26 protein-coding genes and 1 tRNA gene are annotated in these 22684 nt (G+C 66.1%); 5 read left to right on the forward strand and 22 right to left on the reverse strand.

Annotation, left to right across the window (positions count from 1 at the left end):
• Window positions 1-128 precede the first annotated feature (128 nt).
• On the forward strand, window positions 129-383 hold the full coding sequence (locus H566_RS0120695; RefSeq protein ID WP_028312934.1) for a hypothetical protein: 255 nt from the start codon (window positions 129-131) through the stop codon (window positions 381-383).
• 46 nt (window positions 384-429) lie between these two features.
• Here H566_RS0120695 and H566_RS0120700 read toward each other — a convergent pair.
• From H566_RS0120700 to uvrC, 3 genes are all read right to left on the reverse strand, one after another.
• A tRNA-Gly gene (locus tag H566_RS0120700) sits at window positions 430-505 on the reverse strand.
• Window positions 506-622: 117 nt separating this feature from the next.
• Entirely contained in the window at window positions 623-1216 is a 594-nt protein-coding gene (gene pgsA, locus H566_RS0120705) for a CDP-diacylglycerol--glycerol-3-phosphate 3-phosphatidyltransferase (protein WP_028312935.1), read from the reverse strand.
• Window positions 1217-1371: 155 nt separating this feature from the next.
• Window positions 1372-3252 (reverse strand): excinuclease ABC subunit UvrC, encoded by a 1881-nt coding sequence (gene uvrC, locus H566_RS0120710; RefSeq protein WP_028312936.1) that lies wholly within the window; start codon window positions 3250-3252, stop codon window positions 1372-1374.
• Between the two features lie 31 nt (window positions 3253-3283).
• Here uvrC and earP point away from each other — a divergent pair, with 31 nt between their 5' ends.
• Entirely contained in the window at window positions 3284-4375 is a 1092-nt protein-coding gene (gene earP / locus H566_RS26765; protein WP_034412666.1) for an elongation factor P maturation arginine rhamnosyltransferase EarP, read from the forward strand.
• Between the two features lie 71 nt (window positions 4376-4446).
• Window positions 4447-5007: an elongation factor P gene (gene efp / locus H566_RS0120720; protein ID WP_028312937.1), complete on the forward strand. Its 561-nt coding sequence runs from the start codon at window positions 4447-4449 to the stop codon at window positions 5005-5007.
• 179 nt (window positions 5008-5186) lie between these two features.
• Here the strand turns inward: efp and nagZ are convergent, their stop codons facing one another.
• The 19 genes from nagZ to H566_RS26770 all read right to left on the reverse strand — a co-directional run bounded on the left by nagZ (window position 5187) and on the right by H566_RS26770 (window position 21299).
• The gene (nagZ, locus tag H566_RS0120725; protein ID WP_034412326.1) at window positions 5187-6230 is read right to left on the reverse strand and encodes a beta-N-acetylhexosaminidase; all 1044 of its coding nucleotides are present in this window, start codon (window positions 6228-6230) and stop codon (window positions 5187-5189) included.
• 206 nt (window positions 6231-6436) lie between these two features.
• Window positions 6437-7189 carry a pyridoxine 5'-phosphate synthase gene (gene pdxJ / locus H566_RS0120730; protein ID WP_034412328.1) on the reverse strand — a complete coding sequence of 251 codons (753 nt, stop codon included), beginning with the start codon at window positions 7187-7189 and terminating at the stop codon, window positions 6437-6439.
• Window positions 7186-8010, reverse strand: a complete 825-nt coding sequence (gene recO, locus H566_RS0120735; protein ID WP_051379080.1) for a DNA repair protein RecO — start codon at window positions 8008-8010, stop codon at window positions 7186-7188. Before recO ends, pdxJ begins: the two co-directional genes overlap by 4 nt.
• Before the next feature lie 88 nt (window positions 8011-8098).
• On the reverse strand, window positions 8099-9007 hold the full coding sequence (gene era, locus H566_RS0120740) for a GTPase Era (RefSeq protein WP_051379081.1): 909 nt from the start codon (window positions 9005-9007) through the stop codon (window positions 8099-8101).
• Window positions 9004-9738, reverse strand: a complete 735-nt coding sequence (gene rnc, locus H566_RS0120745) for a ribonuclease III (RefSeq protein WP_034412329.1) — start codon at window positions 9736-9738, stop codon at window positions 9004-9006. Before rnc ends, era begins: the two co-directional genes overlap by 4 nt.
• Before the next feature lie 10 nt (window positions 9739-9748).
• Window positions 9749-10105 (reverse strand): DUF4845 domain-containing protein, encoded by a 357-nt coding sequence (locus H566_RS0120750; protein WP_028312942.1) that lies wholly within the window; start codon window positions 10103-10105, stop codon window positions 9749-9751.
• A gap of 2 nt (window positions 10106-10107) precedes the next feature.
• On the reverse strand, window positions 10108-10992 hold the full coding sequence (gene lepB / locus H566_RS0120755) for a signal peptidase I (RefSeq protein WP_028312943.1): 885 nt from the start codon (window positions 10990-10992) through the stop codon (window positions 10108-10110).
• 4 nt (window positions 10993-10996) lie between these two features.
• Window positions 10997-12790: a translation elongation factor 4 gene (gene lepA, locus H566_RS0120760; protein ID WP_028312944.1), complete on the reverse strand. Its 1794-nt coding sequence runs from the start codon at window positions 12788-12790 to the stop codon at window positions 10997-10999.
• A gap of 108 nt (window positions 12791-12898) precedes the next feature.
• Window positions 12899-13291 carry an RseA family anti-sigma factor gene (locus H566_RS0120765; RefSeq protein WP_028312945.1) on the reverse strand — a complete coding sequence of 131 codons (393 nt, stop codon included), beginning with the start codon at window positions 13289-13291 and terminating at the stop codon, window positions 12899-12901.
• The gene (gene rpoE / locus H566_RS0120770; protein ID WP_028312946.1) at window positions 13288-13908 is read right to left on the reverse strand and encodes an RNA polymerase sigma factor RpoE; all 621 of its coding nucleotides are present in this window, start codon (window positions 13906-13908) and stop codon (window positions 13288-13290) included. The genes H566_RS0120765 and rpoE overlap by 4 nt, the downstream gene beginning before the upstream one ends.
• A 242-nt stretch (window positions 13909-14150) precedes the next feature.
• Complete coding sequence (locus H566_RS0120775; RefSeq protein WP_028312947.1) at window positions 14151-14651, reverse strand: hypothetical protein; 501 nt, start codon at window positions 14649-14651, stop codon at window positions 14151-14153.
• A gap of 3 nt (window positions 14652-14654) precedes the next feature.
• Complete coding sequence (fabF, locus tag H566_RS0120780) at window positions 14655-15887, reverse strand: beta-ketoacyl-ACP synthase II (RefSeq protein ID WP_028312948.1); 1233 nt, start codon at window positions 15885-15887, stop codon at window positions 14655-14657.
• Between the two features lie 157 nt (window positions 15888-16044).
• A complete protein-coding gene (acpP, locus tag H566_RS0120785; protein WP_028312949.1) occupies window positions 16045-16287 on the reverse strand; it encodes an acyl carrier protein in 243 nt (80 codons plus the stop codon).
• Window positions 16288-16428: 141 nt separating this feature from the next.
• Entirely contained in the window at window positions 16429-17193 is a 765-nt protein-coding gene (fabG, locus tag H566_RS0120790) for a 3-oxoacyl-ACP reductase FabG (protein WP_028312950.1), read from the reverse strand.
• A 16-nt stretch (window positions 17194-17209) separates the two neighbouring features.
• Complete coding sequence (gene fabD / locus H566_RS0120795; RefSeq protein WP_028312951.1) at window positions 17210-18139, reverse strand: ACP S-malonyltransferase; 930 nt, start codon at window positions 18137-18139, stop codon at window positions 17210-17212.
• Between the two features lie 31 nt (window positions 18140-18170).
• On the reverse strand, window positions 18171-19148 hold the full coding sequence (locus H566_RS0120800; protein WP_034412331.1) for a beta-ketoacyl-ACP synthase III: 978 nt from the start codon (window positions 19146-19148) through the stop codon (window positions 18171-18173).
• A 22-nt stretch (window positions 19149-19170) separates the two neighbouring features.
• The gene (plsX, locus tag H566_RS0120805) at window positions 19171-20307 is read right to left on the reverse strand and encodes a phosphate acyltransferase PlsX (protein ID WP_028312953.1); all 1137 of its coding nucleotides are present in this window, start codon (window positions 20305-20307) and stop codon (window positions 19171-19173) included.
• 53 nt (window positions 20308-20360) lie between these two features.
• Window positions 20361-20537, reverse strand: coding sequence for a 50S ribosomal protein L32 (gene rpmF / locus H566_RS0120810; RefSeq protein WP_028312954.1), 177 nt, complete (start codon window positions 20535-20537; stop codon window positions 20361-20363).
• A gap of 207 nt (window positions 20538-20744) precedes the next feature.
• Window positions 20745-21299 carry a YceD family protein gene (locus H566_RS26770; RefSeq protein ID WP_084545344.1) on the reverse strand — a complete coding sequence of 185 codons (555 nt, stop codon included), beginning with the start codon at window positions 21297-21299 and terminating at the stop codon, window positions 20745-20747.
• Between the two features lie 14 nt (window positions 21300-21313).
• Here H566_RS26770 and H566_RS0120820 point away from each other — a divergent pair, with 14 nt between their 5' ends.
• The gene (locus H566_RS0120820) at window positions 21314-21925 is read left to right on the forward strand and encodes a Maf-like protein (RefSeq protein ID WP_028312955.1); all 612 of its coding nucleotides are present in this window, start codon (window positions 21314-21316) and stop codon (window positions 21923-21925) included.
• The gene (locus H566_RS0120825) at window positions 21922-22665 is read left to right on the forward strand and encodes an SAM-dependent methyltransferase (RefSeq protein WP_028312956.1); all 744 of its coding nucleotides are present in this window, start codon (window positions 21922-21924) and stop codon (window positions 22663-22665) included. Before H566_RS0120820 ends, H566_RS0120825 begins: the two co-directional genes overlap by 4 nt.
• The last annotated feature ends 19 nt before the right edge of the window (window positions 22666-22684 follow it).

The following is a 22684-nucleotide window of genomic DNA, read 5'->3' on the forward strand; positions in this document are numbered from 1 at the left end:
CGGCGCGCGAAAACCGGACGCTCGACAAGCAGCGTCACCGCGGGTGCTGACGAATCGTCACTGTGAAGGCGATATCCCGCAGGCAGCTTGGCACATCGGCGAGGTCGTCACACGCGGCGAGGAGTGGCATGCAAGCAACCCTGAATCTGCTGCAATGGCCTGCGATGGCCGTCACGCTGCTCGCGGCATGGCTCGTCGCATCGGCATCACAGCAGCGCCGCAGGATCGGCTTCTGGTGTTACCTGGGCAGCAATGCGCTGTGGGTGACATGGGGCGTGACCACGGGTTCGTGGGCGCTGGTCCTGCTCCAGTTCGGTCTGGCAGCCATGAACTTGCGGGGCATGCGCAAGAACTCGCGCAGCTCGAAGCAAACAAAAGACTAGGCACAAAGCAAAAGAGGGAAGCGGAAGCTTCCCTTTTTGCCGAACTTGGAGCGGGAGACGAGTCTCGAACTCGCGACCTCAACCTTGGCAAGGTTGCGCTCTACCAACTGAGCTACTCCCGCATTGCTCCGCAACTTTTGGTTGCTTGCCGAATTGGCGCTCGGCGTTGAGCAGAGATTGCGATTATAGAACGCATTCTCGACTTGTCAAACCTATGCGCTTTTGAAGATCAATCAGTGTCATTTATGCGACTGCGTACGCTCGGCGATCTGAGGCCAAGCGCGGCGCAGGTAATACAGCATGCTGATCACGGTCAGCACCGCCGCAAGCCAGGCAAGCGCATCGCCGACGCGTCCGGTATCGATCGACTCACCGGCAATCACCAATGGGTCGTAGTACAGCAGCATCGGGATCGCGACCATCTGCGCGGCGGTCTTTACCTTGCCGATCATGTTCACGGCCACCGCCTTCGAGGCGCCGATCTGCGCCATCCATTCGCGCAGCGCGCTGATGGTGATCTCGCGGCCGATGATGATCAGCGCGATCAGCTCGTGCACGCGCTGGAGCTTGAGCAGCATGAGCAGCGCCGCCGCGACCATGAGCTTGTCCGCGACCGGATCGAGGAAGGCGCCGAACTGCGAAGTCTGGTTCCAGCGCCGCGCCAGATAGCCATCGAACCAGTCGGTGAGCGCGGCCGCCGCGAACATGGCGGTCGCGACGAGGTTCTGCATCTGCCGCGAAAGCAGGTCTTCGGGCAAATAGAAGATTCCGACGATGAGCGGAATCAGCACGATGCGCGCCCAGGTCAGAAAGATGGGGAAGTTGAATGGCATAGGGGCGCGATTCTAGCGACGGGCCGCTTGCGGCAATCCGTCGTTGCGTCGTGGCGAAAATGCGGCACGCGCAGCGAGCGGGCAGCAGCAGGCCGCCCGACGAGGATGCGGCCAACCGCTTGCTCGCGGCGCCCCCTGCCGCGGGCTCTCGCCGCTCAATGCAGCCGCCGATAGATCTCCTCGGCCAGCGTGCGCGAGATGCCGTCCACCGACGCGAGGTCGTCGATGCTCGCGTTGGCCACGCCGCGCAGCCCGCCGAAGCGCGTCAGCAACCGCTGGCGCCGCTTGGCGCCGACGCCCTCGATCTCCTCCAGCGCCGACACCTGCCGCGCCTTTGCGCGCTTGCTGCGCATGCCCGTGATCGCGAAGCGGTGCGCCTCGTCGCGGATCTGGGCGACGAGCATGAGCGCCGCGCTCCCGCCGCCGAGCAGCAGCTCGGGCCGGCCGTCGGCGAAGACGAGCGTCTCTAGCCCCACCTTGCGGTTCTCGCCCTTCTTCACGCCGACCAGCACCGACATGTCGAGCCCGAGTTCGGCGAACACCTGGCGCGCCATCTCCACCTGCCCCGTGCCGCCGTCGATGAGCACGATGTCTGGCAGTTCCATCTCGCCGTCGGCCACCTTCGTGTAGCGGCGCATGAGCACTTGGCGCATCGCGGCGTAATCGTCGCCGGGCGTGATGCCGGTGATGTTGAAGCGCCGGTACTCGGCGTTCTGCATCGCGTGATGGCAATACACGACGCAGGACGCCTGCGTGGCCTCGCCCGCCGTGTGGCTGATGTCGAAGCATTCGATGCGCAGGTTTTCGAGGTCGTCGGCGCCGAGTTCCATGCCGAGCGTCTCGGCGAGCGCGGCGGTGCGCGCCTGGGCCGAGCCCTGCTCCGCGAGGTTGCGCGCAAGCGCGATTTCGGCGTTGCGCGTGCATTGCTCCAGCCAGGAGCGGCGCTGGCCTTGCGGCTGCTTCAGCCAGCTCACGCGGCGCTGGGCCACTTCGGTGAGCGCGTCCTGCACGGCCTGCATCGCGGGCGTGAACTCGGCGATGACGACGGCGGGCAGCGGCTGGTCGGCGTAGTGCTGGACCATGAAGGCTTCGAGCACGCGCTCGGCGAGCGGGCGGTCGTCGTCGAGCGCGTCGGCATCGACGATGTGCTTCGGGAAGTAGGCGCGGTCGCCCAGATGCCGGCCGCCGCGCACCATCGCGAGATTGACGCAAGCACGCCCGCCGCCCACCGCCACCGCGAGGATGTCGATGTCGGCCTCGTCGGCCACTTCCATCGACTGCTGGTGCAGCACCTTGCCGAGCGCCGACAGCCGGTTGCGCACCACCGCCGCCTCCTCGAAGCGCAGCTCGTCTGCAAACGCTGTCATGCGCTGCTCAAGCTCGCGCATCACCTCGGCATGGTCGCCGCGCAGGAAGCGCATCGCCTCCCGCACGTCGCGCGAGTACTCGTCGGCACTGATCTTGTCGACGCAGGGCGCGGTGCAGCGCGCGATCTGGTGCAGCAGGCAGGGCCGCGTGCGGTTGCTGTAGACCGAGTCCTCGCAGGTACGCAGCTGGAACACCTTCTGGAGGATCTGGATCGACTGCTTGACCGCCCAGGCGCTCGGATAGGGACCGAAGTACTGGTTCTTCTTGTCCACCGAGCCGCGGTAGTAGGCCATGCGCGGGAAGCGGTGCGCCGTGAGCTTCAGGTAGGGATAGCTCTTGTCGTCGCGGAACAGGATGTTGAAGCGCGGCGCGAGCGTCTTGATGAGGTTGTTTTCGAGCAGCAGCGCCTCGGCCTCGGAGCGCGTGACCGTGGTCTCGATGCGCGCGATGCGCTCGACCATGCGCGCGATGCGTTCGCTGCTCGGCCGCTTCTGGAAGTAGCTCGACACACGCTTCTTCAGGTCGCGCGCCTTGCCCACGTAGAGCGCGGTGCCGGCCTCGTCGAAGTAGCGGTACACGCCCGGCAGGTGCGGCAGGCTGCGCACGACCGGCTTCGGGTCGAAGGCGGGCGCGGATTCGGGCAGTTCGGTGGGAGCGGAATCGGACATGGACAATGACGCGAAAGGACTGCCGCCGATTATGACCACCGCCCTGCCCCCCGTTCCGCCCGCGCGTTGCGACCTGTTCTGCCGCGTCATCGACAACCTCGGCGACGCGGGCGTGTGCTGGCGGCTCGCGCGCAATCTCGCGCATGACCACGGCGTGGCGGTGCGGCTCGTCATCGATGATCTGGCGAGCCTCGCCTTCATCGCGCCGGACGTGCGCGCGGAGCGGGCAGTGCAGCGCGTGCGCGGCATCACGGTCGAGCGCTGGCATGACGGCGTGCTGCCCGATGCCGGGGTGAGGCTCGTGATCGAGGCCTTCGCCTGCGAGCTGCCGGCGGACTATGTCGAGGCGCTCGCCCGCCTGCCCGCGCCGCCGCGCTGGATCAATCTCGAATACCTCACCGCCGAGCCCTTCGCGCGCGACTGGCACGGGCTGCCGAGCCCGCATCCGTGGCTGCCGCTGGTGAAGCACTTTCACTTTCCGGGCTTCGAGGCGGGCGGGGGCGGGCTGATCGTCGAGCCGGGGTTGCGAAGGTCGTGCGCCGTTGCGGTCGAATCCGCGCCGCCGGATGCCGGAGCCCCGGCCGCAAGCCGGGCGCTGAAGCTGTTCGTCTTCTGCTACCCGACGGCCGCGCTCGACAGCCTCGCCCGCGCGATCGACCACGACGCGCGCCCGGTGGAAGTCACACTCGCGCCGGGCCGCGCGCAATGGCCGACGACATCGCGGCTCGACGTCATCCGCCCCGCGCCCGTGGCCCAGGAAGCCTTCGACGACTGGCTGCGCGCCGCCGACCTCAGCATCGTGCGCGGCGAGGATTCGGTGGTGCGCGCCCAGCTGCTCGGCCGGCCCTTCGTCTGGCACATCTATGCCCAGGACGACGGTGCGCACTGGGCCAAGCTCGAAGCCTTCGAGGCGCTGTATTCGCGCGGCCTGCCGCCGACCGCCGCGTCGGCGTGGATCGGCTTCCAGCACGCCTGGAATGCCGGTGCCGATGTCGGCGCGCACTGGCCGGCGCTGCGCGCCGCCCTGCCCGACCTCGCGCGCCATGCGCTCGTCTGGCGCGACCGCCTGCTCGCCCTGCCCGACCTCGGGCGCCAACTCGCGGCCGACATTGCCGCAGGTTAGAATCGCGGGCTTTGTCAACTCTGGCGCCGACGCGTTTCCTGCGGGCGCCCTACCCGCAAGGTTTCCCCCGTATGAAGACCGCTCAGGAACTGCGCGCCGGCAACGTGATCATGGTCGGCACCGAGCCGATGGTCGTGCAAAAGGCCGAGTACAACAAATCCGGCCGCAATGCCGCCGTCGTCAAGCTCAAGATGAAGGGCCTGCTGTCGGGCTCCGGCGCCGAAACCGTCTACAAGGCCGACGACAAGTTCGACGTGCTGGTGCTCGACCGTAAGGAAGTCACCTACTCGTACTTCGCCGATCCGATGTACGTCTGGATGGACGCCGAGTACAACCAGTACGAGATCGAGGCCGAGAACATGGGCGACGCCCTGAGCTACCTCGAAGAAGGCATGCCGGCCGAAGTCGTGTTCTACAACGACCGCGCCATCTCGGTCGAACTGCCGACCTCGCTCGTGCGTGAAGTCACCTACACCGAACCCGCCGTCAAGGGCGATACCTCGGGCAAGGTGCTCAAGCCCGCCAAGCTCGCGACCGGCTTCGAGATCTCGGTGCCGCTGTTCGTCGATACCGGCGACAAGATCGAAATCGACACCCGCACGCACGAATACCGCAGCCGCGTGAAGGGCTGATTCTTCGATAGGTTCGCCGGATCATTTCCGGCGGAGCTCCAACAAAAAAGCCGCCCTGCAATGCACGGCGGCTTTTTTGTTGGCTGACGAATTTGGCCGGCAAATTCGGCGCCGGATCGGCGAATTGGTGGCTCCGTCGATCCGATTCACCACCGACCCGCCGATCGGGCCGGCGCGATTCAGAGCGACTTGAGAATCTTGAATGCCGCCGCGTAACGATCGCTCGCGCGCAGCGTTTCCCAATCGGGAATGGCCGCCGTCGGCTTGAGCGTCGAAATGCGGCCCAGGCTCGCGGCCGACATCGTGTGGTCGAGGCCGTCGAGCAGGCGGTCGAGTCGATCGGGCTTGTTGCACGCGAGGAGCATGTCGCAGCCCGCGCGCAGCGCCGCATGTGCCGATGCGACGAGGTCGCCCGCGACACGCGCGCCTTCCATGTTGAGGTCGTCGCTGATGATGACGCCGAGGAAGCCGAGCCTCTGGCGCAGCACCTTCTGCAACCAGGTGGCCGAGAAGCCCGCCGGCAGCTCATCGACCGCCGGATACACCACATGCGCCGGCATCACTGCCGCCAGACCGATGCCGAACCAGCCATAAGGCGCTGCATCGCTGTCGAGGATTTCATCGAGCGTGCGCTCGTCGGTCGGCAGGTCGAGGTGAGAATCGGCCTCGGCCCAGCCATGCCCTGGAAAATGCTTGCCGCAATTGGCCATTCCAGCGAGCGACATGCCATGCGTGAGTGCCTGGGCCAGCAGCGTGACCGTGCGTGGATCGTCATGGAATGCGCGATCGCCGATCACTTCCGAATGGCCGTAATCGAGATCGAGTACCGGTGCGAAACTCAGATCGACACCGCAGGCGCGCAATTCGCTGGCGAGCACATAGCCGACGGCCGATGCGGCGCGCACCGCTTCAAGCTTGCTCGGCGATTCATCGCGATCCCAGAGCTTGCCGATGCGGCGCATCGGCGGAATCGACGTGAATCCGTCGGCGCGGAATCGCTGGACCCGACCGCCCTCATGATCGACCGCGATGATCAATTCCGGCCGCAATTCGCGGATGGCTGAAGTGAGCGAAATCAGCTGGGCGCGCGATTCGAAATTGCGCGCAAAAAGAATGACCCCGCCGGTATGGGGATGAAGCAATCGCCGACGATCGGCCTCGCTGATTTCCAGCCCTTCGAGGTCGATCATGACCGGCCCGAGCGCAGGAATTGAGGAACTCATCGTGCTGGCAGACATGAAAGGGTAAGAAAAGAAGTCAAGCACTCTATCGGGAAAGCCCGGGGCCGCAAAGCATCCTGTCACGCTGTCGGACATATGGCGAAACGCGGTTGCAACCGGCATTGCGATGCAAATGCGCGACGGCATCGGAGGCTGGCGAAGCCTTCATCCGATGTCGCTCGGCCGACCCGTGCCCGGGATTTCGAGCTTCAGCTGCCGGCGAAGCCGCGCTGCCCCGGACGCGCCGCGATCATCAGCGCCTTCATCTCGCGCACCGCCGCCGCCCAGCCAATGAACAGCGCCCGGGCCACGACGGCATGACCGATGTTCAGCTCGGCAATGCCGTCGAGCGCGGCGATCGGCGTGACGTTTTCGACATTCAGGCCATGGCCGGCGTTCACCTTGTCGAAGCCGAGCTTCAGGCCCGTGAGCACGCCGGCGCGAATGCGCTCGAACTCGCGGTCGCGTTCGGCCGCGTCGTGGGCATCGGCATAGCGGCCGGTGTGCAGCTCGATGACCGGCGCGCCGGCCGCGCGCGCGGCCTTGATCTGGCGTTCGTCGGCGTCGATGAACAGCGAGACGCGGATGCCCGCCTCTGCCAGCCGCGCCGCCACCGACTTCACGCGCTCGAACTGACCGGCCACGTCAAGGCCGCCTTCGGTCGTCAGCTCTTCGCGCCGCTCGGGCACAAGGCAGACGTCCTGCGGGCGCACTTCCAGCGCGAAGGCGACCATCTCTTCGGTGACGGCCATCTCCAGGTTCATGCGGGTGCGCAGGCGGGCGCGGATGGCGCGCACGTCGTCGTCGCGGATGTGACGGCGGTCCTCGCGCAGGTGCAGCGTGATCGCCTCGGCGCCGGCGTCCTCGGCCAGCAGCGCCGCGTCGAGCGGACTGGGATAGACGGTGCCGCGCGCGTTGCGCACGGTGGCGACGTGGTCGATGTTGACGCCGAGTTCGATCATAGGGATTGCAGCTCCGTGAGTATCTGGCGCGAATTGAGCGGCCGGCCGGCGAGCACGGCGGCCAGCATCTGGCGCATGAGGATCTTCGCCTGCTGGCGCGTGCGCGGGTCGGAATAGTCGCCGGCTTCGATGTCGAGCAGGGTCTTGCCGTCGACGACGACATGGTCGGCGTGGTCGCCGCGACGCGCCTCGCGCACGCCGACGCCGGGCATGAGCAGGTAGCGGCGCTCGGGCTCGACCGGCGTGTCGGCGGCGGTGCGGTCCATACGCGGGCCGTAGCCGATCTCGCGCAGCAGCAGCAGTTCGAAGCGTCGCAGCACCGCGTCCTGCGGCAGGCCAGCGGCGAGTTCGTTCAGCGCGAGCAGATAGCCGGCGAACAGGAAGGGATGGGCATCCTCGCGCGCGAGCAGCTTGAGCAACAGCTCGTTCATGTAGAAGCCGCAGAGCAGCGCGGCCTCGCGCAGCGCCGGCTGGCCGCCGACCCAGGTCGCGCCGGTAAGCGTCTTGACCTCGCCGCGGCCGCTCCACGACAGCATCAGCGGCTGCATCGACACCAGCACCGTGCGCAGCGCCGAATGCGGCCGGCGCGCGCCCTTGGCCACCAGCGCCACGCGGCCGTGGTCGCGCGTGAAGGCCTGGAGGACGAGGCTGGTTTCCTTGTAGGGCGTGGCGTGGAGGACGTAGCCCGGTGCGTCGGTGACGCGCTCGGGGCGACCGCTGGCGGAGGAAGCGGCGCGGCGCGCGCGCGGTCGGGCGGAAGGCTTGGCGGGGACGGCCGCGATAGGCGTCGCGGCCACGGTCACGATGGGGACGGCGGTCAAGTCCGGTGAATCGGTGGCAGGCGGCTCGGCCGCCGAGGCAGGCGCGGACGGCGCACCGCCGTCAGGGCTTGCGAGGGCGTCGCCGCCCTCAGTCGTAGCCATAGGCGCGCAGGCCGGCCTCGTTGTCGGCCCAGCCCGACTTCACCTTCACCCAGAGTTCGAGATGCACGCCGCACTCGAACATCGCTTCCATGCCCTTGCGGGCCTCGGTGCCGATGCGCTTGATGCGCTCGCCACCGGCGCCAATCATGATCGCGCGCTGGCTTTCGCTCGCCACGAGCAGGTTGGCATGCACCTCGATGCGGCCCGGCTGCGAGGTCTCGTCGAAGCGCTCGATGACGACCGTGCTCTCGTAGGGCAACTCGTCGCCGACGAGGCGGAACACCTTCTCGCGGATGAGCTCGGCAGCCATGAACCGCATGCTGCGATCGGTCACCTCGTCTTCCGGGAACATCGCCTCGCCTTCGGGCAGCTGCTTCGCCGTCTCGGCGCGCAGCACGTCGAGCTGGATCGGCTTGGTCGCCGACACCGGCACGATCGCGGCGAAGTCGCGCAGCTTGCTCACCTCGGCCACGAAGGGCAGCAGGTCGTTCTTGCGCTCGACGCGATCGACCTTGTTCATCACGAGGATGACCGGCTTGTTCGCGGGCAGCAGCGACAGGAGCTTGCGATCGTCGGGGCCGCAGCGCAGCGCCTCGATCACCCACAGCACCACGTCCACATCGGCCAGCGCCGTCGTGACCGCGCGGTTCAGCACGCGATTGAGCGCGTTGCTGTGCTTGGTCTGATAGCCCGGCGTATCGACGAACACGAACTGCACGCCCGGCTGGGTGTCGATGCCGAGGATGCGATGCCGCGTGGTCTGCGCCTTGTCGGCCGTGATGCTCACCTTCTGGCCGACCAGCGCATTCAGCAGCGTCGACTTGCCCACGTTAGGCCGCCCGACGATGGCCACATAGCCCGCGCGCGACACCGGCGCCTGTTCCGCTTCACTCATGACTTCCTCCGCTCGCCGGCCACGCCCGCGCGGCGTGTCCTGACCCGCCCGTCGGGCAGTGCCGCCGCGAGCTGTTCCAGCACCTGTCGTGCCGCATCCTGTTCCGCGGCGCGCCGGTTGGCACCCGTGCCGACCGCGCGCAACTGCAACTTCGCGATCGCGCACTCGACCTCGAACTGCTGCTCATGCGCCGCGCCATGCGTCGCGAGCACCTTGTAGACCGGCAACGGCAGATGCCGCCCCTGGAGTTGCTCCTGCAACTCGGTCTTCGCATCCTTGCGGATCGCCGCCTCGCCGAGTTGGGCGATCAGCGGCTGGTAGAGCCGCTCGATCACCGCGTAGGCGACGTCGAAACCGGCGTCGAGCAGCACCGCGCCGAATACCGCTTCAAGCGCATCGGCCACGATCGACGGCCGGGTCGCGCCACCGCTGCGCAATTCGCCCTCGCCGAGGCGAAGGTACTGACTCAGGCCGAGCTTCTGGCCGATCTCGGCCAGCGCTTCCTGCCGCACGAGATTCGATCGCACGCGCGAAAGATCGCCCTCATCGATCGACCGGTAATGCCCGAAAAGCAGCTTGGCGATCGCGCAGCTCAGAACCGCGTCGCCGAGAAATTCGAGCCGCTCGTTGTGCTCGGCGGCAAAACTGCGATGGGTCAACGCCTGGACAAGCAGCGCCGGATTGGCAAATTCATGCCCGAGCGGCTTGGCAAATAGCCTTGGGTCGAACATCACTCGATACTCATCGGGACTTGCTGCTGCCCGAATAATCGATCACCAGACTGACCGGGCCGGCAAGTTCCATCTTCTTCTCGTAGGCAAAGCTCACCACGACATTGCCGGCCGAATCCTTGGTGATCTCGATATCGCGGGCGCCAATGGAATTGATGTCGTCGATCTGCGCCTGCTTGGTGAAAAGCTCCCGCACCTCGGCCGGCGTCGAACCATTGGCAGCCCGCACAACCGCGCGCTTGACCGCCTGATACTCGAAGAATGACGGCACTATCTTCATGCTGGTAACAGCAATGAAGCCAATCACTGCGGCCAGAAAGATCAGGCCGATCAGGCCGATGCCCTGCTGCTTGCGCTTGTTCATCATGGTCAATGGAAACTGCCGATCCGTGACAGATCGGAAAGATTCATCCAGACAAAGAAAGCCTTGCCGACGATATTGGCATCAGGCACGAAACCCCAATAGCGCGAATCGAGACTGTTGTCGCGATTGTCGCCCATCATGAAGTAATGCCCGGCCGGTACCTTGCAGCGAAAGCCGTGCACGTCATAGCTGCAATTCTCGCGCCCCTCGAAATTCTCGGGATTGACCTCGGCCGGACGGCGCTCATCCACCAGAACACGATGCGTCAGGCTGCCGACCGTCTCCTGGTATTGCTGAAGATAGGAAACGCGGTCGCCGTCGAAATAGTCATCGACACGCTCCGTCGGGTAATCGACGCCATTCACAGTCAGGCGCTTGTCGCGATAGACCACCTCATCACCGGGCACGCCGACCACGCGCTTGATGTAGTCGACGCTCGGATCCTTCGGATAGCGAAATACCATCACGTCGCCACGCTGAGGATTGCCGTTGTCGATCACCTTGGTGTTGAGCACCGGCAAGCGGATACCGTAGCTGAACTTGTTCACCAGAATCAGGTCGCCGACCACGAGCGTCGGAATCATTGAACCTGAAGGAATGCGAAACGGCTCGACCACAAAGGAACGCAGCAGGAAGACCGAAATGATCACCGGAAAGAAACCGCCGGTGTATTCGACCCAGGCCGGCTCGCGCATGAGCCGATCGCGCAATGCCGAACGCTCCTTGGTCACAGCTTCGGGATTGACCGCCGCACTGCGTGAACGGGCGTCGAATTCATCCAGCGCCGATTTGGCCGCCGCGAAACGCCGACCGCGCAGATGCCAGCGGTCATAGGCCCAGACCACGCCACTCACGATCGAGAGGACGAAAAGAATCAGCGCGAAATTCATGAATTTATTTGTCTTCGACCTGGAGAATGGCGAGGAAGGCTTCCTGCGGAATCTCGACCGTGCCGACCTGCTTCATGCGCTTCTTGCCGGCCTTCTGCTTTTCGAGCAGTTTCTTCTTTCGCGTGATGTCGCCGCCATAGCACTTGGCAAGCACGTTCTTGCGCAAGGCCTTGATGTTTTCGCGCGCGATAATATTGCTGCCGATCGCCGCCTGGATTGCCACGTCGTACATCTGGCGCGGAATCAGCTCGCGCATCTTGGCGGCAACCTCGCGGCCCCGGCTTTGCGAATTGGCGCGGTGCACGATGATGGAAAGCGCATCGACTTTTTCGCCATTGATGAGCATGTCCACCTTCACCACTTCGGCCGCGCGATATTCCTTGAATTCGTAATCCATCGAGGCATAGCCGCGCGACACGCTTTTCAGCCGGTCGAAGAAATCGAGCACGATTTCCGCGAGCGGAATGTCGTAGGTCAGCATGACCTGGCGACCGTGGTATTGCATGTTCAATTGCACGCCGCGCTTTTGCGTCGCGAGCGTGATGACCGAGCCGACATGCTCCTGCGGCATGTACAGATGCACCTCCACGATCGGTTCGCGGATTTCCTCAATCTTGTCGGTCGGCGGCATCTTCGACGGATTGTCCACGTCGATGATCGAGCCGTCGGTCATGACCACCTGATAGACGACCGACGGCGCGGTCGTGATCAGGTCCATGTCGAATTCGCGCTCCAGCCGCTCCTGCACGATCTCCATGTGCAGCAGGCCGAGGAAGCCGCAGCGGAAGCCGAAGCCCAGCGCCTGCGACACCTCGGGCTCGAATTGCAGCGCCGCGTCGTTGAGCTTGAGCTTTTCGAGCGAGTCGCGCAGCGCGTCGTACTGGTTGGCCTCGACCGGGAACAGGCCCGCAAACACCTGTGGCTTCACTTCCTTGAAGCCCGGCAGCGGCGCTGGCGCGGCCTTGCCTGCGACGGTCAGCGTGTCGCCCACCTTGGCATCCTTGAGTTCCTTGATGCCCGCGATCACGAAGCCGACCTCGCCCGCGTTCAGGCGCTCGCGCTGGCGCGAATGCGGCGTGAACACGCCGACCTGCTCGCACAGATGGGTCGCGCCGGTGGCCATGAACAGGATCTTGTCCTTGGGCTTGAGCGAGCCGTTGACCACGCGCACCAGCATCACGACGCCGACGTAGTTGTCGAACCAGGAGTCGATGATGAGCGCCTGCAGCGGCGCATCAAGCTGGCCCCGGGGCGGCGGCATGCGGGCTATGACGGCTTCGAGGATGTCGTCGACACCCATGCCGGTCTTGGCGCTGGCGGGGATGGCGTCGGTCGCGTCGATGCCGATCACGTCCTCGATCTCGGTGCGCGCCTGATCGGGGTCGGCTTGGGGCAGGTCCATCTTGTTCAGGACAGGAATGATTTCCACGCCGAGTTCGATGGCGGTGTAGCAGTTGGCCACGGTCTGGGCCTCGACGCCCTGCGAGGCATCGACGACAAGCAGCGCGCCCTCGCAGGCGCTGAGCGAACGGGAGACTTCATAGCTGAAGTCGACGTGCCCCGGCGTGTCGATGAGATTGAGGTTGTAGACCTTGCCGTCGCGCGCCTTGTAGTCGAGCGCGGCGGTCTGGGCCTTGATGGTGATGCCGCGCTCGCGCTCGATGTCCATCGAGTCGAGCACCTGCGCTTCCATCTCGCGATCGGACAGGCCGCCACAGCGCTGGATGATCCGGTCGGCGAGCGTGGACTTGCCGTGGTCGATGTGGGCGATGATGGAAAAGTTGCGGATGTGCTGCATCGAAGCTCGGTAGTGGAAGACTCCGACGGGCGCGCGGAGAACCGGCGATTCTAGCCGATGGGTCGAGGCAAGAGCCTTGCCCGCCAGCGCGCCGGGCCGTGGAGTCGATCAGCGGGACGCGGCGTCCACGAGCAGCAGCGTCTGGTCGGTCGCGCCGGTCCACGCGATCCACGCGAGCAGCCCGACCAGCGCCGCGACGCCGAGGCTCGCGAGCGCGAGCATGGCGGGGGCGTGCTTGCGCGAGGGTTCCGAGGGCGCATGTGCGGCGGCGATGCGCCGTGCCAACTCGGTACCGGCTTCCAGTCGACGCTGCTCTCCCGCCACGGCGGCAGCATCGGTAATCGCATCGCGGCAGCGCAGCAGTTCAGCCCAGCGCGCACGCAGGGCGTCGTCGTGGCTCAGGCGGTCGAGCAGCGGCCCGACCTCTTGCGCTGGCAGTTCGGCATCGATGAAGGCCGACAGCTTCTCGTCGTCCTCGCGGTCGATGCCGTCGTGATTCACCAGCGTTTCTCCTTGGATGTGTCGAGCAATGGGCGCAGTTGCGCGGCGATCGCATCACGGGCGCGGAAGATGCGCGAGCGTACCGTGCCGATCGGACAGCCCATCGATTGCGCGATCTCTTCGTAGCTCAGACCTTCGATCTCGCGCAGCGTGATCGCTGTGCGAAGTTCGTCGGGCAGGTCGAGCATCGCGCGGTTGACGGTCTCCGCGATCTGCTTGGTCATCAGCTCCGCCTCCGGCGTCGCGACTTCCCTTAGGTGCGAAGCGTCCTCGAAAGTTTCCGCTTCCTCGACCGTGCTGTCGGCCAGGGTCGCCGCCCGTCGCCCCTGCGAGGCGAGGAAGTTCTTGGCGGTGTTGACGGCGATCCGGTAGAGCCAGGTATAGAAGGCCGCGTCGCCGCGGAATCGCGGTAGCGCGCGATAGGCCTTGATGAAGGCTTCCTGGGTGATGTCTTCGATCTCGACGGGGTCGCGCACGAAGCGGCTGAGGAGCCGGTTCACCTTGCGCTGGTACTTCACCACCAGCAACTCGAAGGCACGGTTGTCGCCGGCCTGGATGCGCTCAACCAGCAGTTGGTCGGCCGCTCGGTCGGCACCAGGCTGGGCAGCCTCGGGCAGGGCCGCGACCGCCTCGGCGTAGAGATGCTCGTCGGTGTTGGCGGCGGGATCCGCTTGCGCATCCGACACGACAGCCGGCGCAACTCCGGCCACCCTGGCGGCACCTGCCGTCAGTCCAGCTGCTGCCTGTCCGAGGCAATGTTCAAAGATCCGAGCGGTCTTGGCGGCCATGGCGTCCAACCCGTGTCCAGTAATCGGGACTTGGAGTCTAGACCAGTTTTGTCCAGGACAGAACGATATATTCAATCGGACTTCAGTCTATTCATTGCCTTATCGTCCTGAACAAATCCGGCGGAACCAATCATCAAGGCCCAGTTTGTCCAGCGCAGCAGACGCCGCCTGTCCGGCTCGGATTCGATGTCGAACTCGAGCAGGAGAGGACATGCCGTACCCCCTTCCAACGGGCGCAGCGCCAGCCACGCCCACGGACCGAAGCGAAGGGGACGAGCGACCGGCAGCATCGGCCGGCCAGCCAGACGCAGCAACGAATCCCCACCGACGGCCAGCGGTAGCGCGACTCGCCGCGACGCCCGCAGGGAGCGCACCGCGAGCAGCAGCAACAGCCCCTGCGCACCCGCGCCGGCAAGCAGGCGGGCATCCATGCCCGCGATGCGCCAGTGTTCCCAACCGGAATACGCGGCGACGAGAACCGCCACCACGAGAAGTGCCCGTGCCAGCCATTGCAGCCGGCGGGGCGGCGCGGCCACGAACGCGAAGGGTTCGGGCCAGCGCCGCCGCGTCATGTGTCAGACGCGCTTGAAGATGATCGAACCGTTGGTGCCGCCAAAGCCGAAGTTGTTCTTCAGCGCTGCGTCGATCTTCAGGTCACGCGCGGTGTTCGCGCAGTAGTCCAGGTCGCACTCGGGATCCTGGTTGAAGATGTTGATGGTGGGCGGAACAATCTGGTTGTGGATCGCGAGCACGGTGAACACCGATTCGAGGCCGCCAGCGCCACCGAGCAGGTGGCCGGTCATCGACTTGGTCGAGTTCACGACCAGCGACTTGGCGTGATCGCCGAAGGCCAGCTTGATCGCGTTGGTCTCGTTGATGTCGCCGAGCGGCGTCGAGGTGCCGTGGGCGTTGATGAGTTGCACGTCTTCCGGATTCAGGCCGGCATTGCGCAGCGCATTGACCATCGAGCGGCGCGGGCCGTCCGTGTTGGGCGCGGTCATGTGATAGGCGTCGCCGCTGCGGCCATAGCCGGTGATCTCGGCATAGATGCGGGCGCCACGCGCCTTCGCATGCTCGTACTCCTCGAGCACCATCACACCGCTGCCCTCGCCGAGCACGAAGCCGTCGCGATCCTTGTCCCAGGGGCGCGAAGCCGTGGCCGGATCATCGTTGCGCTGCGACAGCGCGCGCGCCGCCGCGAAACCGCCGATGCCGAGCGGCGAGACGGTCGATTCGGCGCCACCGGCGACCATCACGTCGGCATCGCCGTATTCGATCATGCGCGAGGCCTCGCCGATGCAATGCAGGCCGGTCGTACAGGCGGTGACGATCGCGATGTTCGGGCCCTTGAGGCCGAAGCGGATGCTCAGATGGCCCGAGATCATGTTGATGATCGAACCCGGCACGAAGAAGGGCGAGATGCGGCGCGGACCACGGTTGGTGTAGTCGGCGTGCGTGTCCTCGATCATCGGCAGGCCGCCGATGCCGGAGCCCACGATGACGCCGATGCGCTCGGCGTTCTCTTCGGTCACGGTCAGCCCCGAATCCTGGAAAGCCTGAATGCCGGCCGCCATGCCGTAATGGATGAAGGTGTCCATGTGCCGCGCTTCCTTCGCGGGCACATAGCGTTCAAGTTCGAAGTTCTTCACCTCGCCCGCGAAACGGGTCGAGAAGTTGGTGGCATCGAACTTGGTGATCGGAACGATCCCGGACTTGCCGGCGACCAGATTCGTCCACGCCTCGGCAACCGTGTTGCCAACGGGGGAGATAAGGCCGAGGCCTGTGACAACTACACGGCGTCGAGACATGCTGGGCTTGGGAAAACTTGGGGGGATGCGCCGGCACCGGACGGTGCGGCGGAAATCGCGCGTGCCTACCGGACCGGAGGATGGTCCGGCGGCGACCAGCGCGCGCAAGCTGCCTTCAGGCAACCCGCCGGCTGGTTCTGCCGCGCGGGAAGACCGCTTACTGCTTTTGACCAGCAGCGCGGACGTAGTCGATCGCTTGCTGAACGGTCGTGATCTTTTCGGCTTCTTCGTCGGGGATTTCGGTCTCGAAGGCGTCTTCGAGGGCCATGACGAGTTCGACCGTGTCGAGCGAATCAGCACCGAGGTCGTCGACGAAGATCGATTCGTTCTTGATGTCGCCTTCGGCAACGCCGAGTTGTTCAGCCACGATCTTCTTGACGCGGGCTTCGATGTCGTCCATTTGCTCTCCTGGATGTGGAACGGCAAGACCTGATAACGGTGCTTGCATGACGGCTTGCAGGGGAAATTCCCGGGAAATGCAAACCGAATCTAACCGCCGGATTTTAACAGTCTGCGTCGCGTGTCACCGGCTACGACACGCTCACATGTACATGCCGCCGTTGACGTGCAGCGTCGTACCGGTGATGTAGGCAGCGGCCGGCGACGCCAGGAAGGCGACGGCGGCGGCAATGTCCTCGGGCTGGCCGAGACGGCCGAGCGGGATCTGGCCGAGGAGCGCGGCGGTCTGCTTCTCGCCGAGTTCCTTGGTCATGTCGGTATCGATGAAGCCCGGCGCCACACAGTTGACGGTGATGCCGCGGCTGCCGACCTCGCGCGCCAGCGCGCGCGACATGCCGGCCACTCCCGCCTTCGCTGCGGCGTAGTTGGCCTGGCCCGGATTACCGGATTCACCCACCACCGAGGTGATACTGATGACGCGGCCCTGGCGCTGCTTCATCATCGGCTTGAGCGCGGCGCGCGCGAGGCGGAAGACGGCCTTGAGGTTGGTATCGATCACCGCGTCCCAGTCGTCGTCCTTCATGCGCATTGCGAGCGTGTCGCGCGTGATGCCAGCGTTGTTGACGAGGATGTTGAGCGCGCCGAGCGAGGCCACGATCTCGTCGACGGCCGCCTGTGACTTCGCGCCGTCGGTCACGTCGAGCACGATGCCTTTCGAGCCGGCGGCGGCGCCTGCCTCGGCGAGCGCGGCGCTGATGCCGGCCGCGCCCGATTCCGACGTGGCGGTGCCGACGACGGTGGCGCCGAGGCGCGCGAGTTCGAGCGCGATGGCCTTGCCGAGGCCGCGCGAGGCGCCGGTCACGAGAGCGATCTGACCCGTGAGCGACCTGCGGTTTTCAGTGGTCATGGATTGGCTTCCTGATTCAGCTGAGCGCGGCGCGCGTCGCTTCGAGCGAGGCCGCGTCGAAAATATTGAAGACTTGGAGTCCCGGCGCGATGCGCTTGACGAGGCCCGCGAGCACCTTGCCCGGACCGCATTCGACGACATGGGTCACGCCCATCGCCTCGAACTGCCTGACGGTCTCGACCCAGCGCACCGGGCCGGCCGCCTGACGCACGAGCGCGTCCTTGATGCGGGCAGGATCGGTCTCGACCGCGACATCGATGTTGTTCACGAGCGCAGCGCCCGGCACGGCGAAGTTCTCTTCGGCGAGGCGGCCGGCGAGGCGCTCGGCCGCCGGCTTCATGAGGCTGGAATGGAACGGCGCCGACACCGGCAGCGGCAGCGCGCGCTTCGCACCGGCCGCCTTGGCCGCCACGCAGGCGCGTTCGACGGCCGCCTTGTGGCCGGCGATCACGGTCTGGGCGCTGTCGTTGAAGTTGACGGCCTCGACCACCTCGCCCTCGGCCGACGCGGCGCAGACCTCGCCGACCTTGACGCCATCGAGACCGAGGATCGCTGCCATCGCGCCCACACCGACCGGCACTGCCGACTGCATTGCCTCGGCGCGGAAGCGCACCAGCGCCGCGCCTTGCGCGAGCGTGAGTGAACCGGCCGCGACCAGCGCCGAATACTCGCCGAGGCTGTGGCCGGCCACGACCTCGGGCATCGCGCCGCCGGCTTCGCGCCAAGCGCGGAAGAAGGCGGCCGAGCCGGCCAGCATGATCGGCTGGGTGTTGGTCGTGAGGTTCAGGTCTTCGGCCGGGCCGTCGGCCGCGAGCTTCCAGAGATCGACGCCGATCGCCTGCGAAGCCTCGGCGATCGCGCCTTCGACGACGGCATTGCCCGCGAAGCCGTTGAACATGCCGACGCTCTGCGAGCCCTGGCCGGGGAACACGAATGCGAGTTTCATGGGGTCTTCCTGTGGTCGTGAGGGTCGCGCGTCAGAACGTGACGATCGCGCCGCCCCAGGTGAAGCCGCCGCCCACGCCTTGCAGCAGCACGTTGTGGCCCGGCTTGATGCGGCCGTCGCGCACTGCCTCGTCGAGCGCTAGGGGCACCGACGCGGCCGAGGTGTTGCCGTGACGATCGACCGTCACCACCAGCTTGTCCATCGGCAGACCGAGGCGCTTGCTGGTGGCCTGGAGGATGCGGATGTTGGCCTGATGCGGGATCGTCCAGTCGAGCTGCTCGGCGGTCAGACCCGACGCACTGAGCAGTTCGCGCGCGTTCTGTTCCAGCACCGTGACAGCAAGCTTGAACACCGCCTGGCCTTCCATGCGCAGGAAGGGATCGCCGGTGACGACGCCACTGTTCACGCTGCCGGCAGTACAGAGGATCTTGGAGTACGAGCCGTCGGCATGCAGCTTGGTCGCGCGCACACCCGGCGTCTCGCTGGCTTCGAGCACCACCGCGCCCGCGCCGTCACCGAACAGCACGCAGGTCGTGCGGTCGTTCCAGTCGAGAATGCGCGAGAAAGTTTCCGCGCCGATGACGAGTGCGCGCTGGTACATGCCGGTGCGGATCAGTGCGTCGGCCGTCGCAAGGCCGTACACGAAGCCGCTGCACACGGCCTGGATGTCGAAGGCCGGTCCGCCCTTGATGCCAAGCTCGGCCTGCACGAGGCAGGCAGTGCTCGGGAAGATCATGTCGGGCGTGGACGTGGCCAGCACGATGAGGTCGATGTCGCCCGGTTCGCGACCGGCGGCTTCGAGGGCCTTGCGTGCGGCGGCAACGGCGAGTGTCGAGGTCGTCTCGCCCGGTCCGGCCAGATAGCGCTGGCGGATGCCGGTGCGCTCGCCAATCCAGGCGTCGGAGGTCTCGATGTCGCGCGTGGCAAGGTCGGCCGCGAGCTGCTCGTTCGTCACGCAGCGCCCGGGCAAGGCGCTTCCGGTACCCGTTATGCGAGTGAAGCTCATCATCGTTGTCGTGTGCGCCGCCGCGTCAGACGGCGGCGGATTGCGAGGAGGCAGGACCGGTCGGTCGCGCGCCCGTTTCCGGTGCGCCGGACTGCCCAAACGGCCCGAGGTCGGCGGCAGCAGCCATCGCAGCTCCGTCGCCAACCGCTTGGTGGGTCGCGCGATAGGCCGCGATTTCCGAAGCCACGCCATCGAGCAGCCTGCCGCGCGCAGCATCGAAGCCGCGCTTGAGCGCCCAACCGAAGGCATAGGCATCGGCCGAGCCGTGACTCTTGATGACTACGCCGCGCAGACCGAGCAGCGCCGCGCCGTTGTAGCGGCGGTGATCAACCCGCTTCTTGAAGCGCGACAGGATGGGCCTGGCTAGCAGCGCGACGAGCTTCGAACCGAAGCTGCGCGTGAATTCCTCGCGGATGAAGGCTCCGATCATCTGGGCGAGGCCCTCGCTCGTCTTGAGCGCGACATTGCCCACGAAGCCGTCGCAGACGATGACGTCAGTGCGGCCCGTGAAGATGTCGTTGCCCTCGACATTCCCGAAGAAATTGAGGTTGGACGAGCGCAGCAGCTCGGCTGCCTGCTTGACTACTTCGTTGCCCTTGATCACTTCCTCGCCGATGTTGAGCAGGCCCACGGTCGGCTTCGCCTTGCCTTCGAGCGTCGCGACAAGAGCCGAGCCCATGATCCCGAACTGGAGCAGGTGATCGGCGCTGCAATCGACGTTGGCGCCAAGGTCGAGCATCGTCGTGGCGCCACCGCGAGCATTGGGCATCGAGAACGCGATTGCCGGCCGGTCGATACCGTCAAGCGTCTTGAGCACGTAACGCGAAATGGCCATCAGCGCGCCGGTGTTGCCGGCCGAGACGGCCGCATCGGCGACGCCCTTCTTGACGAGTTCGACCGCGACCCGCATGGACGAATCGCGCTTGCGGCGCAGGGCCACCTCGATCGCGTCATCCATCGCCACGACTTCCGACGCGTGATGGATGCTCACGCGCGGATCGCCGCGCAACTCGGCCGGCAGCGCCGCCTCAATGGCGGCCTGCTGCCCGACCAGGATGAAGCGAGCTTCGGGCTCGCGGGAGAGGAATTGCGTGACTGCTGGCAGCGTGACCACGAGACCGTGATCACCGCCCATGCAATCGACGGCCAGTGTGATCGCCAAGGGCAGTCGGAGGGGGGTTGGAAGAATCGGGGAGTGCCCGGAGGCACCCGACATCATTCCTTGGTCTTGAGGACCTTCTTGCCGCGGTACATGCCGTTGGGGCTGATGTGGTGCGGGCGATGAACTTCGCCGCTGTTCGGATCGACCGACAGCGCAGGATTGGTCAGGAAGTCGTGCGAACGGTGCATGCCGCGCTTCGACGGCGTCTTCTTGTTTTGCTGAACGGCCATGAAAAGCTCCCTACGGATGAGTCGGCGTCGAAGCATTCGGGCCATCCGCATTCGCTGCCCCCCCGACAGCCCGTCCGACTGATCGGAGCTGACTGCCGCAAGCACTGGCATTGCGCCTGGATTCCCGGCCCCTCGGCCATCTGCGCGGACGCGCAGGAGTTCCAAAAAAGATAACCGTCGATTCTAGCACCCATCGACGGATGTGGGTCACCCTTCGTCGCGCGACGGGCGCAGATTGCGCAGCACGTCGAATGCCGAAGGCGCCTCCTCGATGCGCGCGACGCCCTCGTCGACCGGCACCAGCCCCAATCGCGCCAGCGCCTCGGGCGGACAGGACTCATGCACGCCGGCCGGATCGACCGCGAGCAGAAGCTCGTCCTCGAGCAATTCGCGCAGGTCGAGGCTGCGGCGCGCGACCACAGGATCGAAGCGATCGTCATCGAGCGGCGCGGCATCAGCGGCCTCGTCGGTCTCGAACACCACATAGCGGCGTTCGACCGTCACTTCGGCGCGACGCGGTTCGAGGCAGCGCGCGCAGGCCACGCTCAGGCTGGCCGTCAACTGGAGCCGCAGACCGACCTGCCCCGAATACTCGGGCGCATCGCCGCGCTCGATGATCTCGCCCTCAATGCGCCACTCGACCGGCGAATCGGCGCTGGCATCGGCGGCCACGCGCGGGAGTTCGCCCACGGGCGTGCTGCCCGCGAGCATCTGTTTGCCACGCCCGAAGGCGGTGATGTCCGTAATCGTCAAATCTGCCATGACATAATTTTCCCATGCCTGCCGAGAACAACGCCGAAACCCGACTCATCCTCGCCTCAACTTCCGCCTACAGGCGCGAACTGCTCGCCCGCCTGCGTGTGCCCTTCGACACCGCGCGGCCCGAGGTCGACGAAACCCCGCTGCCCGGCGAATCCGCCGAAGCCACCTCGCTGCGCCTCGCCATCGCCAAGGCCCGCGCCATCGGCGACCACACACCGGGCGCGCTCATTATCGGCAGCGATCAAGTCGCCACGCTGGACGGCCGTCAGATCGGCAAGCCAGGCAGCCACGAACGCGCCCTCGAACAGCTGCGCTCGATGCGCGGCCGCGACGTGCTCTTCCACACTGCCGTCGCGCTGCATGACACCCGCGACGACAGCATCCGCCACGCCGTCGTCACAACGGCCGTGCGCTTCCGTGACCTGCCTGACGCCGAACTCGACGCCTATCTGCGCATCGAGCAACCATACGACTGCGCCGGCTCGGCCAAGAGCGAGGGGCTTGGCATCGCGCTCATCGAGTGCATGACCTCCGACGACCCGACCGCGCTCGTGGGCCTGCCGCTCATCACCGTGGTCGGCATGCTGCGCGAAGCCGGCTTCCCGTTCTTTGGCGGCGCGGCATGACGGCCGGCACGCTCTGGCTGGTGCCGAACACGCTCGGCGCGCCCGAACCCGCGCTCGACGGCGAAGCCCGCGCCGCCTGGCTTGCGAGCCTGCTGCCCGCCGGCGTAATGGAAACCGCCGGCCGGCTCGACTACTTCATCGGCGAACACGCCAAGTCCACGCGCGCCTTCCTCAAGCTCGTCGGCACGCAGCGGCCGGTGCAGGAAATCGAGATCGCCGAACTCAACATCAACACCCGCGCCGAGGCGCTGCCGGCTCTGCTCGCGCCGCTGCTGGCTGGGCGTGACGCCGGCCTCGTGTCGGAAGCCGGCGTGCCTGCCGTGGCCGATCCGGGAGCGATGCTCGTGCGGCTGGCCCACGCCAAGGGTGTGCCGGTGCGGCCGCTCGTCGGCCCAAGCTCGATCCTGATGGGCGTGATGGCCAGCGGACTCAACGGCCAGAGCTTCGCGTTCAACGGCTATCTGTCGACCGATCCGGCCGCGCGCGCCCAGCGTCTGCGCGAACTCGAAGCCCGCTCGCGCGCCGAGGGCCAGACCCAGGTCTTCATCGAGACGCCCTATCGCAATCAGGCGCTGCTCGACGCACTGATCGCGACGCTCGTGCCCTCGACCCTGCTCTGCCTCGCCACCCATCTCGCGCTGCCCGACGAGGCGGTCGAGATGCGACCTGTCAAGGCATGGAAGGGTGCGAAGCCCGCCTTCCACAAGAAACCGACGGTCTTTCTTTTTCTCGCCCAGTAGCACGGTTAGGGCCGTGCCG

This window comes from Derxia gummosa DSM 723 (assembly GCF_000482785.1).
In the GTDB taxonomy this organism is placed as follows: Bacteria; Pseudomonadota; Gammaproteobacteria; order Burkholderiales; family Burkholderiaceae_E; genus Derxia; species Derxia gummosa.

Excerpts from the sequence above, each read along its gene's own strand:
- lepB (WP_028312943.1), bottom strand. The coding sequence starts at position 10,992 with ATGAATTTCGCGCTGATTCTTTTCGTCCTCTCGATCGTGAGTGGCGTG.
- earP (WP_034412666.1), top strand. The coding sequence starts at position 3,284 with ATGACCACCGCCCTGCCCCCCGTTCCGCCCGCGCGTTGCGACCTGTTC.
- H566_RS0120695 (WP_028312934.1), top strand. The coding sequence starts at position 129 with ATGCAAGCAACCCTGAATCTGCTGCAATGGCCTGCGATGGCCGTCACG.
- efp (WP_028312937.1), top strand. The coding sequence starts at position 4,447 with ATGAAGACCGCTCAGGAACTGCGCGCCGGCAACGTGATCATGGTCGGC.
- era (WP_051379081.1), bottom strand. The coding sequence starts at position 9,007 with ATGAGTGAAGCGGAACAGGCGCCGGTGTCGCGCGCGGGCTATGTGGCC.
- fabG (WP_028312950.1), bottom strand. The coding sequence starts at position 17,193 with ATGACCACTGAAAACCGCAGGTCGCTCACGGGTCAGATCGCTCTCGTG.
- fabF (WP_028312948.1), bottom strand. The coding sequence starts at position 15,887 with ATGTCTCGACGCCGTGTAGTTGTCACAGGCCTCGGCCTTATCTCCCCC.
- uvrC (WP_028312936.1), bottom strand. The coding sequence starts at position 3,252 with ATGTCCGATTCCGCTCCCACCGAACTGCCCGAATCCGCGCCCGCCTTC.
- H566_RS0120800 (WP_034412331.1), bottom strand. The coding sequence starts at position 19,148 with ATGATGAGCTTCACTCGCATAACGGGTACCGGAAGCGCCTTGCCCGGG.
- rpmF (WP_028312954.1), bottom strand. The coding sequence starts at position 20,537 with ATGGCCGTTCAGCAAAACAAGAAGACGCCGTCGAAGCGCGGCATGCAC.
- fabD (WP_028312951.1), bottom strand. The coding sequence starts at position 18,139 with ATGAAACTCGCATTCGTGTTCCCCGGCCAGGGCTCGCAGAGCGTCGGC.
- H566_RS0120750 (WP_028312942.1), bottom strand. The coding sequence starts at position 10,105 with ATGATGAACAAGCGCAAGCAGCAGGGCATCGGCCTGATCGGCCTGATC.
- lepA (WP_028312944.1), bottom strand. The coding sequence starts at position 12,790 with ATGCAGCACATCCGCAACTTTTCCATCATCGCCCACATCGACCACGGC.
- pgsA (WP_028312935.1), bottom strand. The coding sequence starts at position 1,216 with ATGCCATTCAACTTCCCCATCTTTCTGACCTGGGCGCGCATCGTGCTG.
- H566_RS0120825 (WP_028312956.1), top strand. The coding sequence starts at position 21,922 with ATGACGGCCGGCACGCTCTGGCTGGTGCCGAACACGCTCGGCGCGCCC.
- H566_RS0120775 (WP_028312947.1), bottom strand. The coding sequence starts at position 14,651 with ATGACGCGGCGGCGCTGGCCCGAACCCTTCGCGTTCGTGGCCGCGCCG.
- nagZ (WP_034412326.1), bottom strand. The coding sequence starts at position 6,230 with ATGAGTTCCTCAATTCCTGCGCTCGGGCCGGTCATGATCGACCTCGAA.
- H566_RS0120820 (WP_028312955.1), top strand. The coding sequence starts at position 21,314 with ATGCCTGCCGAGAACAACGCCGAAACCCGACTCATCCTCGCCTCAACT.
- H566_RS26770 (WP_084545344.1), bottom strand. The coding sequence starts at position 21,299 with ATGGCAGATTTGACGATTACGGACATCACCGCCTTCGGGCGTGGCAAA.
- acpP (WP_028312949.1), bottom strand. The coding sequence starts at position 16,287 with ATGGACGACATCGAAGCCCGCGTCAAGAAGATCGTGGCTGAACAACTC.
- rnc (WP_034412329.1), bottom strand. The coding sequence starts at position 9,738 with ATGTTCGACCCAAGGCTATTTGCCAAGCCGCTCGGGCATGAATTTGCC.
- pdxJ (WP_034412328.1), bottom strand. The coding sequence starts at position 7,189 with ATGATCGAACTCGGCGTCAACATCGACCACGTCGCCACCGTGCGCAAC.